Origin of the sequence: Stenotrophomonas sp. C3(2023) (assembly GCF_032911385.1) — a bacterium.
Lineage (GTDB): Bacteria > Pseudomonadota > Gammaproteobacteria > Xanthomonadales > Xanthomonadaceae > Stenotrophomonas.
Window position 1 is genome coordinate 1,866,145 of the sequence record NZ_JAWJLO010000001.1, and the last position, 13,086, is coordinate 1,879,230.

A 13,086-nucleotide genomic window follows, 5' to 3' on the forward strand; every position below is an offset into this window, starting at 1 on the left:
CCGGCCTGGCCCGCCGCTCACCCCCAGACAAGCAAGGACTTTTCAATGAACGCACACAGCAACAAGATCGCACTGGTCACCGGCGCCACCCGTGGCATCGGCACCGAAACCGTCCGCCAGCTGGCCCAGGCCGGCGTGCACACGCTGCTGGCCGGGCGCAGTCGCGAGACCGCGGTGGAGCTGGCACTTCAGCTTCAGGCCGAAGGCCTGCCGGTGGAAGCCATCGCCCTTGATGTGACCGACGCGGCCAGCATTGCCGCCGCCGTGGAACAGGTAGCGCAGCGCCATGGCCGGCTCGACATCCTGGTCAACAACGCCGGCATCCTGCTTGATGACATCCAGCAGCCGGTCTCCGCGCAGAGCCTGGACGTGTGGCGGCGTACGTTCGAGACCAATGTGTTCGCCCTGATCGGCGTGACCCAGGCGTTTCTGCCGCTGCTGCGGCAGTCGGCTGGCGCACGCATCGTCAACGTGTCCAGCATCCTCGGTTCGCTCACCCTGCATGCCGACCCGGCCTCGCCGATCTATGGCTTTGCCGTACCGGCCTACAACGCGTCCAAGTCGGCAGTGAACGCCTGGACCGTGCAGCTGGCTTACGAGCTGCGCGAAGGTCCGCACAAGGTCAACACCGTGCATCCGGGCTACGTAAAGACCGACATGAACGGTGGCGAGGGTGAGGTGGAAGTCTCCACCGGCGCGAAATCCAGCGTGCAGATGGCACTGATCGACGCCGACGGCCCCAATGGCAGCTTCACCTACCTGGGCGAGGTGCTGCCGTGGTGATCCGTCCTCTGCTCGCGGCCATGACCAGCGTGCTGCTGGCCGGCTGCATGACCGTCGGCCCGGATTACGCCACGCCGGTCCAGGCACCGGCGCAGCTGCAGGCCGCCACCGCCACGGTGTACAGCACCGAGGCACCGGTGGCCACGTGGTGGGCGCAGTTCGACGACCCGGTGCTCGAGCAGCTGATGCACAACGCGCTGGCCGACAACCTCGACCTGCGCGTGGCCGTGGCCCGCGTGCAGCAGGCACGCGCGGTGTTCGTCGAGCGCCGGCTGGACCAGGCGCCGCACATCACCGCCAGTGCCAGCCAGGACCGGCGCAACCAGCCCGAGGCGCTGGCGGGTGGCCAGCGCGTGCTCAGCGAAAGCTACCAGCTCGGGTTCGACGCCGGCTGGGAGCTGGACCTGTTTGGTCGCCAGCGTCGCGCCGCCGAAGCGGCACGCGCCGACCTCGATGCGGAGTGGGCGAACCTGGCCGACGCGCAGGTACTGGTGGCCGCTGAAGTGGCGCGCAACTACTTCGAGCTGCGCGGGGCGCAGAAACGCATCGCGGTGGCCGAAGGCACCCTGCACAACCTGCGCGATACCCAGAAGCTGACCGAAACCCGGTGGGAACTGGGCGCAGGCAGCGAACTGGAAGTGCAGAGCAGCCGCGCGCGCCTGAAAGCCATCGAGGCAGACATCCCGCTGCTGGAAGTGGCACAGGCGCAGTACCGGCATCGGCTGGCCGTGCTTCTGGGCCTGCGTCCGGAGGCGATGGAGGGCATGCTGGCCCCGCGTGACGTGCCTGCGTTCGCCAAGGCCTTGCCGCTGGGCGACACGCGTGAACTGCTGCGCCAGCGTGCCGACGTGCGCGTGGCCGAGCGCCGCCTTGCCGCGGCCACCGCCCGCGTGGGCGTGGCGACGGCAGACCTGTTCCCGCGGTTGTCGCTGAGTGGGTTCGTGGGTTTTCTCGGTGGCGATGCCAGTGGTCTGGTCAACGGCAGCAACAAGGCGTGGTCACTGACGCCGAGCCTGAGCTGGTCTGCGTTTGATCTGGGCAGCGTGCGTGCGCGGCTGAAGGCCAGCAAGGCCGAGGCCGAGGGCGTGGCAGCCCAGTACGAGCAGGCCGTGCTGCTGGCGCTGGAAGACACCGAAAACGCGCTCACACGGTACGCCAAGCAGCAGGCCCGGCTGGCGATCATCGCCGAGCAGGCGCAGGCCGCGCGGCGTGCCGAGCAGCTGGCGCAGATCCGCTACCGCGAGGGATCGGAGGACTTCCTGACGCTGCTTGATGCGCAGCGCACCCAGCTCGCCGCAGACGATGCACTGGCCGCCGCCGAAGCCGACGTCAACGTCAGCGTGGTGGCGGTGTACAAGGCGCTGGGTGGCTGGGGCCAGGCCGCCCAGCCCAGCATCGCGTTGGCGCACTGAGCCCGCGCGGGGAGGGAGTGGGCTTTCCGGTAGGTGACGACCGTTGGTCGTCACGCTTCTGCTCATGCCTTTGCCCAGGATCCCGGAGCGTGACGACCAACGGTCGTCACCTACCAACAGCACCGGCGTGACGACCAACGGTCGTCACCTACCCACGGCGCGGGCGTGACGACCAACGGTCGTCACCTGCCCACTGCTTTACTGCGGCCAGTCCAGTTCCACCAGCAGCGGGAAATGATCCGAGGGCAGAATCCCGTCCACGCGCGTATCCAGCGTGGCGAACGCTCGTGCCTTGAACCCGCGTACCAGCACCCAGTCCAGCTCCGCCGTGGCCGTACCGGTGAAATCGTGGAACGTCAGCTTCGGTCCGCGCGGCTGCGCCACCTGTACCCGCGTGTCCTGCAATACCTGGGTAAAGGCGTTGTAGGTTTCGCTGCCCGGCTCGCTGTTGAAGTCGCCGGTCAGCACCACCGGCACATCCGCCGGCAGCGTTTTCAGGTACGCCAGAATGGCCTGTGCGCAGCGCACCCGCGCGGCCTCGTCTTCCTTGCGGTAGGGCAGGTGGGTGTTGACCAGATAGAAGCTGCGTCCATCGTCCACGCGCTCGAACAGTCCCCAGGTCACCATGCGCGGATACGGATGGCCCCAGCTGATGCTGCCCGGCACCTCCGGGGTGTCAGAGAGCCAGAAATTGCCCGAGTCCTTCAACGTGACCACGCCACTGTCGTAGAACACTCCCATGTGTTCGTCACCCTCGCCACCGCGGCGGCCTTCGCCAAACCAGCGGTAACCGGGCAGATGCTCGGCCAGATAGTTGGCCTGCTCCAGTACCAGCTCCTGGGTACCGACCACGGCCGGATGGTTGCTCCGGATCACGCTGACCATCGCATCGCGACGGTCTGGCCAGCGCTTCTGCGGCTCGCTGTCCGCTGGCGTGCGCACGTTGAACGACATCACCTTCAGCGGTTGGGCCGAGGTAACGGACGGCGCGGCCATCGAGGCGATCGGCATGGCCAGGCTGAGCAGGAGCAGGGCGGCAGGTCGCCGTAGACGGTGCAGCATTGGAATCCCTCCATTCCATGAAATCGGTTTCAGCCGAGTGTGCCATGCGGCGCGGCAACCCGTATGTGCCGGAATGGCTGGTTTGGCCAACGTCGCATGACTACAATCCACGCCCGCGCGTCCGCGATCGCGACGGAATGCGTTGAAAGGTTGGATGGACCTATGAAAGTCGTAGTGATGGCAGTATCCGTGTTCGTGGTCTCCAGCCTGTTGCTCACCCCGTTGCTGCTGCTTGCCTGCCAACTCGGTGCCCATGGCAGCCTGCATTGGAACCTCATGCACATGACGGTCGAGCATCTTGTTGCCGCATCGTGCAAGGCCATGTTGCTGGCAGGGGCGATCACCGCGGTGGCGCTGCTGCGTCCCCGGATGGGTCGGCCGCGGCGCTGATCTTCACGCAATGCTGGCTACGCACTCACCCATGTTCGACGCTGGGGAAGCTACTTTCTTTCCCAACGCGTAACTCGCATGGAAAGGACGTTTCAGATGATCAAGTGGGCCATTATCTTTGCCATCATCGGCGTGATCGCCGGTGTGCTGGGCTTCGGCGGCATCGCCGGCGGCGCGATCGGCATTGCCAAGTTCCTGTTCTGGGCGGGCATCATCATTGCCGTGGTGCTGTTCCTGATCGGCATGAGCGTGGCCAAGAAGGTCACCTGACCGCCAGGCCCGCTGTGCGGACAAAAGAACGCGTCCCGGAAGGGGCGCGTTTTTTTTGTCGGGCGCCGCTCCAGGTGCGAAGTCGATGTGAGCTCGACTTCATCTGCTGACCCCCAACCTGGCTGCCGCCCCGTGCGGCGGCTGGGATGCGCTAACAATCGTTTTACACACCCGACAACCGGTCTGGATAGAGTGCGCGCACCATCGGAAGGGACGTGCCATGCAGCAACGCGCAGTGAGGCGATCAGGTTGGATGTTGCTGCTGGTCCTGCTTGCGGTCGGAGCGGCGCCATCTGTGTTCGCCCAGCAGCAGGCTGCAGGGCCGGTGGTCGACATGGCGACGGTGCAGGTCAGCGGCGAGCAGCCGGGCCCGGGGTTGTGGAAAGTCACCTCGCCGCAGGGCAATGTGCTCTGGCTGCTGGGCACGGTGAGCCCACTGCCGGCAAGCGTGGAATGGCGCTCGGACCAGGTTGAGGCTGTCATTGCCGGCGCCGATCATATTCTCGGTCCGCCAGGCTGGAAGCTGGACGCGGACATCGGCTTCTTCCGGGGCCTTACCTTGCTGCCGCTGGCCCGGCGCACCGCCCGCGACCCGCAGGGCCGCACACTTGAGCAGGTGCTGCCACCGCCGGTGTACGCGCGGTGGCTGCAACTCAAACAGGCCAACATGGGCCGCGACAGCGGCGTGGAGAAGGAACGGCCGCTCGTGGCGTCGGGTCGCCTGTACATGGCCTTCCTCAAGCGCAATGGCTTGCGCGATGCAGGGCAGGTCAACAAGGCGCTCGAACGGGCCTACAAGGCGCGGGGTCTGGAACGGCAGGAGGCGAGGGTGCTGCTGCCCGCAGGCAACCTCCGCGACGCGTTGAAAGAGATGCAGACGACCGAGGTCAATGACCGGGCGTGTTTCGAGCGCACGCTGGACACCGTCGAGTTCCAGGCCGGGCTGTTGCGTGAGCGCGCAGATGCCTGGTCGGTAGGCGACGTGGCAGCACTGCAGCGCATGGCCGGATGGGGCATGGCGCAGAGCTGTACGGACGCGCTGGCTGATACCGAATTTGCACGGCGCCGGGGCTGGACCGACCTGCCCGAACGGGCGCGGACGCACTGGCTGCAACTGGCCGAGCAATCCCTGCGCAGCCATGCCAGCACCTTCGCCGCCGTACCTGCATCCTATCTGCTGGGTCCGCAGGATTACCTGGGCGCGCTGGCAGCACGCGGTTTTACCGTCGAACCGCCCATGTAGATACCGTGTCGCCCAGGGCCCGTTGACGGCAAGCCCCAGCACCAGCACGCTCCCGTTTCCGTTTCCGTTTCCGTTTCCGTTTCCGTTTCCGTTTCCGTTTCCGATGGTGTGCCCGTGAGAATCGCACTGATCCAACTCCGCGCCGATGAGGTGGAGGCCTGCGCTGGGTGCGGCATGCCCGCAGAGCGCATCGGGCAACTGCTGGACCTCGCCGCCGCCCATCGCGCTGATCTTGCCGTGTTCCCGGAAGGCTATCCCTTCATCGTGAGCAGCGAAGAAGCGGTGCCCCCCAGGCTCGAGCAGGCGAAGGCCGACCTGGAAGCACTGCCCGCACACCCGGTGGCCTGCATCCTTGGCGGCTATGTGATGGAGCGCGATACGCCGCGCAACGCCAGTTTTCTGATCCATCAGGGACATCTGCACGAGCCCTATTTCAAGCGCGTCCGCTGGCAGGATGAGCAGTTCGAACCCGGCACGGCGCTGCTGCGCTGGCGCTGGAACGACCACCAGGTCATTCCTCTGATCTGCGCTGATGTCTGCGTGCCGTGGAACGAGCCGGACGGTCGCACGGCGCAGATGCTGGGCGAGGCCATCGCCCTGGGTGCCGGGCCTGCCTGTCCGATCATCGTCAGCACCTTCGGCGCTGACCTGCGCACGTCTTACTGGACCGCGCCGCTGCGGGCGTGGGCGCGGGCCTGCAACGCGCCGGTGCTGGTGGCTGCCATTGCCGGCGCCAGTTGCCGCCAGTTCGACGAAGGCGACGGTGAGCGCGCATACGGCGGCGGTGGCAGCGGCATGTACTGGGTTGAGGGGGGCAGGGACCGGGTGTGGCCCAAGGCCGCAGACAGCGTGGACCCGGCGATGTACGTACTCGACACCGACCACCCCCAAAGCCTGCGGGTGCCGCTGGATGCCCTCGCGCACGCGTGAAGCGGGCCGGCGGCCCGCCCGGTGATGTCAGTCGGCGCCGCCCATCGTCGGATGCACCGCATTGGCGATCGTCTGGCGCAGGATCTGCCGCCGGCGCGCTGACCATGCCTGCGCACCAAACAGCAGCTCGCTGCTGGCCTGCGCGGATTTGAAGATGAGCAGCATGCCCATGATCGCCAAGGCCGACATCCGCTCGTCGTCGCCGAAGGGCACGGCCCGCGCGCGGGCGATGAGCGCACCCAGCAGCTCCACGAACGGTGCGGCCAGCGTCTGGTGAAACATATCAAAGCCCGGTCCGGGGTCGAGCTGCTCGTGCAGCATGATCCGGGCCACGTCACTGGTCTCTGCTTCGAGCACCATGTCGATCAACGGGTCCAGCAGGGCGCAGGCCGCTTCGACCGCCGCTGCCCCGTCGGCGCAGCCGGCAGCCTGCGTTGCCGTCTCGATCGCGCCGGCCAGACGCTGGTTGACCATCGCACACACCTGCATCACCACCTCCAGGTAGATGCCTTCCTTGCTGCCGAAGTGGTAACCCACCAGTGCAACATTGACGCCGGCCTCCGCGCTGATGACGCGGATGCCGGCGCCGCCGAAACCGTGCCGCGCAAACACTTTGACGGCCGCGCCCAGCAACCGCTCGCGCGTTTCAAGCGTGTCTGCACGCACACTGTTGGGGTCGCTGTGTCGCATCGTTCGGTACATCGGGCCGGGGTGTGCTGATCGGGATCAGCCGCCGACAGGATACTCCCCCGATACAATGCGTAACACGCCGCGCCGCGTCAGAACCCGCCGTGCACATCACCTGCCGGGGCGGGTCCTGCGGCACGCGCCAGCGCGCTGCGCAGCGAGTCCATCGACACCACCGTGGCACTGCGCGCACCTGTGAGACCTGCCGTGCTGGCAGCAACCGGCGAGGCCATGGCGCTGCCGGCAAGCGTGAAGCGCGCAACGGCCTGGGACAGCGAGACGGCCTGGTCTTCCATCGAGCGCGCGGCAGCCGTGGCTTCTTCCACCAGAGCGGCGTTCTGCTGCGTGGTTTCGTCCAGCTGCACGATGGTCTGGCTGACCTGCTCGATGCCGGCCGACTGTTCGGCCGAGGCCGCCGAGATCTCCGCCATGATGCTGGTGACGCTGCGCACCGAGGTGACGATCTCCTCCATGGTCACCCCTGCCTTGGCCACCAGGTCGGCGCCGGTCTCCACCTTGGCAACCGAGGTCTCGATCAGTTCCTTGATCTCCTTGGCTGCACCGGCGGCGCGCTGGGCCAGGGTACGCACCTCGCTGGCCACCACCGCAAACCCTCGGCCTTGCTCGCCGGCGCGCGCCGCCTCGACAGCCGCGTTCAGCGCCAGGATGTTGGTCTGGAACGCGATGCCGTCGATGACGGTGATGATGTCGGCGATGCGCCTGGAGGAGGACTGGATTTCATCCATGGTGTCCACCACCTGGCGCACCACGGCGCCACCTTCGGAGGCCACCGAGGCGGCGGTGATCGACAGCGTATTGGCCTGGCCGGCATGTTCGGCGTTCTGGCGTACGGTGGAGGTCAGCTCCTCCATCGAGGCCGCCGTTTCTTCCAGGTTGGCCGCCTGCTGTTCGGTGCGGCGGGAGAGATCGCTGTTGCCGCTGGCGATTTCCGAGGCGGCGGTGTTGATGCTGGAGGCCGCATTCTGGATGTTGCCAATGATGGTGGTCAGCTGGCCGACGGTGGCGTTGGCATCGTCGCGCATGGTGGCGAACACACCCTGGAACCGGCCTTCCATGCGCCCGGTGAGATCACCGGCAGCGATCTTCTGCAGCAGCGTGGAAAGCTGGCGCAGATTCTCGTCGCTGACCTGCATCATGCTGTTCAGGCGCTGGATCATCACCTTGAACTCGAAGTCGAAGGCGTCCGCATTGCCGCGCACGCTGAAGTCGCCCTCGGCCGCGGCGGTAGCCAGCGCATGGATCTCCCGGTTGATCGCGGCCATGTTCTGCTTGGTGCGGGCCACCGCCTGGGTGAAGCGTGCCTTCTGCCCCGGCAGCTCTTCCATGTCGCCGGCCAGGTCGCCCACGGCGTAGCGGCTGACCACGTCGATGATCTTTTCCGACACCGCGTTGCTGCTGCTGACCAGTGCGTTGGTACCGGCGGCGATCTGCCCGAAATCGCCCGGCAGCTGGCTCACGTCGATGCGGTAGTCCAGCTCGCCACGGTCGTGCTTGTCGGCCATCTCGCGCTGTGCGGCGGCAAAGCCACGCAGACGCCTGGCCATGTCATCCATGCTCTTGAGCAGCGCGCCGGTTTCGTCGTTGCTGGTCGGGCCTACCGGCTCGTCGAACCGGCCCCCGGCGATGGCACTGGACACGCCCATGGCGCGGCGGATGGGCAGCACCAGGCTGCGGGTGATGAGCCAGGCCAGCACGCCGCCGAGCACCAGAGCAACCACCATGAAGACGGTCAGCGTGTGGCGCGAGGTGGCAATGGCGTTTTCCACGTGGGCTGCGCCGGCGGCATTGCGGCGCTCCTGCAGCTGCACGGCTTCGGCGATGGCCACCGCGCGGGCATTGAGCAACGGCTCGGCCGGGCCGTAGAGCAGGGCTGCCGCGCCTTCTCGGTCGCCCGCTGCGGCCAGGTCCATGATCTGGTTGTTCATGGCCATGGCGGCGCTTTGCGCGTCCTTGATCTTCTGCTTGGCCTGCGTGCCCGCTTCGTCATGCGGGATCGCGTCGAGGGTTTCCCAGCTTTCGCGATAGGTCTTGCGGTTCTGCTCGACGCTGGCCTTGGCCGCTGCCGCGTCATCGCCCTGCGCCAGCAGCATGTCACGCACGTTGAGCTGGTTGGTGTTGTTGGCCAGACGCATCGCATAGAGCAGCGACATCTTCTGGTTGTTGGTCTGCATGATGTCCATCTGCTGGCCGATCCGGCCGGACTGATAGAGGGCCATGCCCGAGGAGGAAAGGATCAAAACCAGCAGCACACCGAAGCCGAGAGACAGCTTGGTCCCCACACGTAGATTCTTGAAGAAGTTCACTGCACATAGGCCTGCGACGCCACCGGCTTGGTGGACAGACGGAATAACGGCAACGGTTCAGGTGACTTTAATCACATGATTAACAAACGCATCGTCCTGAAATTGGCGTCGTTTCGAGGCCGCGCTTTCGCTAACCTTCGTCGGCGTGCGCCTTCTGTTTGCCGAATCTGGCGTTTCAGCCTGCAGGTACAGTCGGGCGGCGGCGGCCCGGCAACGGCCGGGTAAGTACGCGGCGCCGCGCACGCGCCGGTTGGGGTGCCTGCTTTACATCGCGGTCAAGCGTCTTTGGAGATGAGTGGGGCGTGCGGCTCAGGCCAGCGGCTGGTTGATGACCGCCTCGATGGCATGGCCGTCAGGGTCGATGACAAAGGCCGCAAAATAATGCGCGCCATATTCCGGTCGTAGCTCCGGCGCGCCGTTATCCTGGCCGCCCTGCATGATGGCGGCGGCGTGGAACGCGGCAGCGGCCTCGCGCGAGGGTGCTGCCAGCGCGAGGTGGAACCCCGCACCCGGCGCCTGCGCGCGGTCGCGCAGTTTCAAACAGAGCAGGTCTTCGCCATCGGCCCCGGTGCCGTAACCGATCGCCTGGTCATCCTCGAACACGCGGCGCCAGCCCAGCGGCGCCAGCGCCGCATCGTAGAAGCGTCCGGCGCGATCAAGATCGCGCACGCCAAAAGAAATGTGGTGCAGCACGGGTGTCTCCTGTTCCCGTCGCGATCATATACCTGCCGCCGCGTCCTGCCTTGGTTGCCTATCGAGTCAAGCTGTCCGGTGTGGGCAGGATCGGTTCATCACGCCTGCGCTAAAAGCACCCTTGTCGCTTCGCGCTATCATCGGTGACGCGAATGGCATCCCGGTTTGCGCCATGGTCCCCCTCACCCTCACGTGGTTGCGGGATTTGGAGCGCATCGGCCGGGCTACCTTTTGACGCTGGTCAACGCGTTGCCGTAGGGTCTGGACCGTCGCCGATTGCATCGGCGACCGGGAATAGCAGCCCGAGTCAAGGCGCACCAGCGCCCATCGTCCGATATCCGGCACTTCGGTGCCGGGTATCGGCGGTGGTTGGCCTGTCCATGTCTATGGCGGGCGGTGCGCGGAGATCGAAAGATCTGCCGGTCCTTGACTCGGTCTGCTACCGCGCATCGTCCGCCGCCCTGGTTTTTCCGGCGGCGCCCTCGGCTGCCTGCAAGGAAACCCCATGAGTGCCGTGTCCGGCCTGCCTTACCCCCATACCGCCTCGCCGCAGCACCAGGCCGCGCACCGCGCGCTGGACCGCTGTGCCCAGGTCACCGCCGCGCTGCGCGCCATTGCCGGCCTGCTCGCACCGACCGACGAGTTCAGCGCCGTCAGCCGTGACGACCTGGCGATGCTGCTGACCCTGCTGGCCGAGCCGCTGCGTCCCCTGCACGACAAAACCCCGGACATCGTGGCCGCGCGCAGCGCCGTGGCCGACATCATGGGCTGTCGTCAGGAGCTGCAGGGCCTGACCCGGCAGGACCTGCGCGCGCTGATCGCCACCCTCGGCGACGTGCAGGCCAGCGCCGTCGCCTCGCTCACCCGGACGCTGCTGGCCGAACCGCGGTAACGCCGCGCTGCGCGCCCGCCACGTAGCGCCGGGCAGAGCCCGGCTGCTCTTCGGCCAGGTCGCGGTAAAGCCGCGCTGCGCGCCCGCCTGGCAGAGCCCGGCGCCACGAACACCGCGTTCCGGTAGGTGACGACCGTTGGTCGTCACGCTGTCGCTGTGGAGCGTGACGACCAACGGTCGTCACCTACCATGCGCCACGTAGCGCCGGGCTCTGTCCGGCGGCTTGCCGGCCGGATCGCAATAACGCAGCGCTGCGCGCTCGCCGGGCAGAGCCCGGCGCTACGAACACCACGCTCCGGTAGGTTACGACCGTTGGTCGTCACGCCGTCGCCCTGGAGCGCCAAGCGCTGCCGGGCTGCTTTCCGGCCAGATCGCGATGAAGCCGCGCTGCGCGCTCGCCGGGCAGAGCCCGGCGCTACGAACACCACGCTCCGGTAGGTGACGACCGTTGGTCGTCACGCCGTCGCCACGTAGCGCCGGGCTCTGCCCGGCGGCTCTTCGGCCAGATCGCGGTAAAGCAGCGCTGCGCGCTCGCCGGGCTCTGCCCGGCGGCTCTTCGGCCAGATCGCGGTAAAGCCGCGCTACGCGCTCGCCGGGCAGAGCCCGGCGCTACGAACACCACGCTCCGGTAGGTGACGACCGATGGTCGTCACGCCGTCGCCCTGAAGCGCCAAGCGCTGCCCAGCTTCTTTCCGGCCAGATCGCGATGAAGCCGCGCTGCGCGCTCGCCGGGCAGAGCCCGGCGCTACGGGGACGCAGCGCTCGTCCAGCGTGACGCGGAAAGCGCATCAATACGCTGTGGAATGTCGTGACAGGACCGGTGCGCCGCGTCAGGCTGTGACCGATTGAGCATTACGGAAATGCGGCGATTTTTTCCTCCACGCTGCGCGCTAACGTCGTCTCTGTTTTCCAGCAAGGACGATCATGCTCCATTCCCGGGCATTACCCGTGGTTATCACCTTGGCGCTCGCTCTGAGCGCCTGTGCGAAAGCGGAGCCGCGCAAGCCGCCCCGACTGCTCACAAATGAGCAGGGCTGTTCGATCACCATCGACAACCAACCGCTCAATCCGTACCAGGTCCCGGTTCCCATGGCGCGCGCCTGCGTGGGGCCTTACGCACTAGTGTTGCCGCAGAATTACTTTGACATGCAAATGGGACCGTATCACGACGGCAGCTTTTCGCTGGCGCTGGAGTATCCCTCGCTGGAGCCCTTCAAGCCCGGCGAACGGGACAATCTGTCGGTTGACGTGTCGATACGGACGGTCAGCATCAGCTACGACTACATCAGCGGCCCTGAACCGGAGGAAGTTCTTCGGCGCAGCTATACGCCAATGAGCTTTGAGCATGACGACCCTGCCGAATCGCTGGAGGCTCGTGTCCAGGGCGAGGCGGTGTACGGCCTGACACCGTACTACCTCGATATGGACAAGGTTCACGCGTACCAACGCGCGCACGGACGACGCGAAACACCGTCTGGCCAAGACAACGTTTTTCTAAGGGATTGGTTTGTCTCGCGCGACGATGCCGGAGCGATCGATCAAGTCATCAAATGCACGCGGAAGGAAATCACCGAGTCGGGGGTCGAGTATCGCGACGGGAAAATGGTGAAAAAGCGGGTCATGGGATTCGCAGAATGCGACCAGGTATTCCTGATCAACGGGTTGAATGTAATCGTTCGAGTTAATTTTTCAAGAGAGGCATTAGCAAGGTGGGCGGAGATCAGGGCGCGCGCCACATCCGTTCTTGTTGACAGCAGTATCAAGGAAACTGAAAAGTGAGTGATTCCAAGTCCGGCTTGAATGCAGCAGACATTGCGGTTCTCAAGGCCTATGCAGCAGACGGAAACCGTGAGTTGTACTTCAACTATCTTGCTCAGAAGCAGGGTAACGATGGCTACGGCTTGTTGGCCTTGGGTGTGATCCGCAATGACAATGCACCCGGCGCCACGGCGAACAGCTTCGCTGACCGGCAGGCGCGCGCGGACGGGGTTTACTTCAACGAGCGCGACTGGCAGGACTTTGGCGTCGATCTGATGGCGCGAGACCTAGCGTTCCGCGAGGCCCAGCTGTCAAATGGGTATCCCTATTTGGCTCTCAATCTGCCGGTGAAAGATGTAAAGAAGGCGCACGATGACGCCTTTCGTGAACGCAAGATCGATCCTTCCGCCTGGACCCCCTACAAACTGCTGGTAGCAGCGCGAAAGTATGGTGGCGACGACGAAGCCGAGGCCGTCTGGTCAATCCTGCTCGACAATTCCAATCTCGGCATGGACCGCGGTTTCGACACCATGACGCGGGTCGTCAACAAGTATCGTGCGTTCATCGACGACCCGGAGGGGTATCTGTGGGACATGGTCGAGGCACGCCAACAGCATGTCCCCGGCCCGGTTTCCACTATCG

General features: G+C 65.9%; 12 protein-coding genes and 1 pseudogene. 9 read left to right on the plus strand and 4 right to left on the minus strand.

Translation table 11 applies throughout. The features are described from left to right. The first annotated feature begins 45 nt into the window (after positions 1-45). Both RZA67_RS08175 and RZA67_RS08180 read left to right on the plus strand, forming a co-directional pair. Entirely contained in the window at positions 46-783 is a 738-nt protein-coding gene (locus RZA67_RS08175; protein ID WP_317212202.1) for an SDR family oxidoreductase, read from the plus strand. Continuing rightward, positions 777-2,195, plus strand: coding sequence for an efflux transporter outer membrane subunit (locus RZA67_RS08180; protein WP_317212204.1), 1,419 nt, complete (start codon positions 777-779; stop codon positions 2,193-2,195). The genes RZA67_RS08175 and RZA67_RS08180 overlap by 7 nt, the downstream gene beginning before the upstream one ends. A gap of 198 nt (positions 2,196-2,393) precedes the next feature. Here RZA67_RS08180 and RZA67_RS08185 read toward each other — a convergent pair whose 3' ends face one another. Continuing rightward, positions 2,394-3,257, minus strand: coding sequence for an endonuclease/exonuclease/phosphatase family protein (locus RZA67_RS08185; RefSeq protein WP_317212205.1), 864 nt, complete (start codon positions 3,255-3,257; stop codon positions 2,394-2,396). A 177-nt stretch (positions 3,258-3,434) separates the two neighbouring features. Here RZA67_RS08185 and RZA67_RS08190 point away from each other — a divergent pair, with 177 nt between their 5' ends. From RZA67_RS08190 to RZA67_RS08205, 4 genes are all read left to right on the plus strand, one after another. Continuing rightward, a complete protein-coding gene (locus RZA67_RS08190; RefSeq protein ID WP_317212207.1) occupies positions 3,435-3,647 on the plus strand; it encodes a hypothetical protein in 213 nt (70 codons plus the stop codon). 96 nt (positions 3,648-3,743) lie between these two features. Beyond that, the gene (locus tag RZA67_RS08195) at positions 3,744-3,917 is read left to right on the plus strand and encodes a DUF1328 domain-containing protein (protein ID WP_317212208.1); all 174 of its coding nucleotides are present in this window, start codon (positions 3,744-3,746) and stop codon (positions 3,915-3,917) included. 253 nt (positions 3,918-4,170) lie between these two features. Next, on the plus strand, positions 4,171-5,160 hold the full coding sequence (locus tag RZA67_RS08200; RefSeq protein ID WP_317212209.1) for a TraB/GumN family protein: 990 nt from the start codon (positions 4,171-4,173) through the stop codon (positions 5,158-5,160). Between the two features lie 174 nt (positions 5,161-5,334). Then, on the plus strand, positions 5,335-6,090 hold the full coding sequence (locus RZA67_RS08205; RefSeq protein WP_317212210.1) for a hypothetical protein: 756 nt from the start codon (positions 5,335-5,337) through the stop codon (positions 6,088-6,090). Positions 6,091-6,117: 27 nt separating this feature from the next. On the opposite strand, the gene RZA67_RS08210 is transcribed toward RZA67_RS08205, so the two are convergent. From RZA67_RS08210 to RZA67_RS08220, 3 genes are all read right to left on the minus strand, one after another. Further along, positions 6,118-6,780 carry a CerR family C-terminal domain-containing protein gene (locus RZA67_RS08210; RefSeq protein WP_317212212.1) on the minus strand — a complete coding sequence of 221 codons (663 nt, stop codon included), beginning with the start codon at positions 6,778-6,780 and terminating at the stop codon, positions 6,118-6,120. Between the two features lie 89 nt (positions 6,781-6,869). Next, positions 6,870-9,101: a methyl-accepting chemotaxis protein gene (locus RZA67_RS08215; protein ID WP_317212213.1), complete on the minus strand. Its 2,232-nt coding sequence runs from the start codon at positions 9,099-9,101 to the stop codon at positions 6,870-6,872. Positions 9,102-9,410: 309 nt separating this feature from the next. Further along, positions 9,411-9,794, minus strand: coding sequence for a VOC family protein (locus RZA67_RS08220; protein ID WP_317212214.1), 384 nt, complete (start codon positions 9,792-9,794; stop codon positions 9,411-9,413). Between the two features lie 505 nt (positions 9,795-10,299). Between RZA67_RS08220 and RZA67_RS08225 the strand changes: the two genes are divergently transcribed. From RZA67_RS08225 to RZA67_RS08235, 3 genes and pseudogenes are all read left to right on the plus strand, one after another. Further along, a complete protein-coding gene (locus RZA67_RS08225; protein WP_317212215.1) occupies positions 10,300-10,686 on the plus strand; it encodes a hypothetical protein in 387 nt (128 codons plus the stop codon). 924 nt (positions 10,687-11,610) lie between these two features. Next, positions 11,611-12,465, plus strand: a complete 855-nt coding sequence (locus RZA67_RS08230) for a hypothetical protein (protein WP_317212216.1) — start codon at positions 11,611-11,613, stop codon at positions 12,463-12,465. Next, positions 12,462-13,086, plus strand: a pseudogene (locus tag RZA67_RS08235) (hypothetical protein); the annotation flags it as partial. The gene RZA67_RS08230 and the pseudogene RZA67_RS08235, both read left to right, overlap by 4 nt.

Excerpts from the sequence above, each read along its gene's own strand:
- RZA67_RS08175 (WP_317212202.1), top strand. The coding sequence starts at position 46 with ATGAACGCACACAGCAACAAGATCGCACTGGTCACCGGCGCCACCCGT.
- RZA67_RS08185 (WP_317212205.1), bottom strand. The coding sequence starts at position 3,257 with ATGCTGCACCGTCTACGGCGACCTGCCGCCCTGCTCCTGCTCAGCCTG.
- RZA67_RS08190 (WP_317212207.1), top strand. The coding sequence starts at position 3,435 with ATGGCAGTATCCGTGTTCGTGGTCTCCAGCCTGTTGCTCACCCCGTTG.
- RZA67_RS08195 (WP_317212208.1), top strand. The coding sequence starts at position 3,744 with ATGATCAAGTGGGCCATTATCTTTGCCATCATCGGCGTGATCGCCGGT.
- RZA67_RS08200 (WP_317212209.1), top strand. The coding sequence starts at position 4,171 with ATGTTGCTGCTGGTCCTGCTTGCGGTCGGAGCGGCGCCATCTGTGTTC.
- RZA67_RS08205 (WP_317212210.1), top strand. The coding sequence starts at position 5,335 with ATGCCCGCAGAGCGCATCGGGCAACTGCTGGACCTCGCCGCCGCCCAT.
- RZA67_RS08210 (WP_317212212.1), bottom strand. The coding sequence starts at position 6,780 with ATGCGACACAGCGACCCCAACAGTGTGCGTGCAGACACGCTTGAAACG.
- RZA67_RS08225 (WP_317212215.1), top strand. The coding sequence starts at position 10,300 with ATGAGTGCCGTGTCCGGCCTGCCTTACCCCCATACCGCCTCGCCGCAG.
- RZA67_RS08230 (WP_317212216.1), top strand. The coding sequence starts at position 11,611 with ATGCTCCATTCCCGGGCATTACCCGTGGTTATCACCTTGGCGCTCGCT.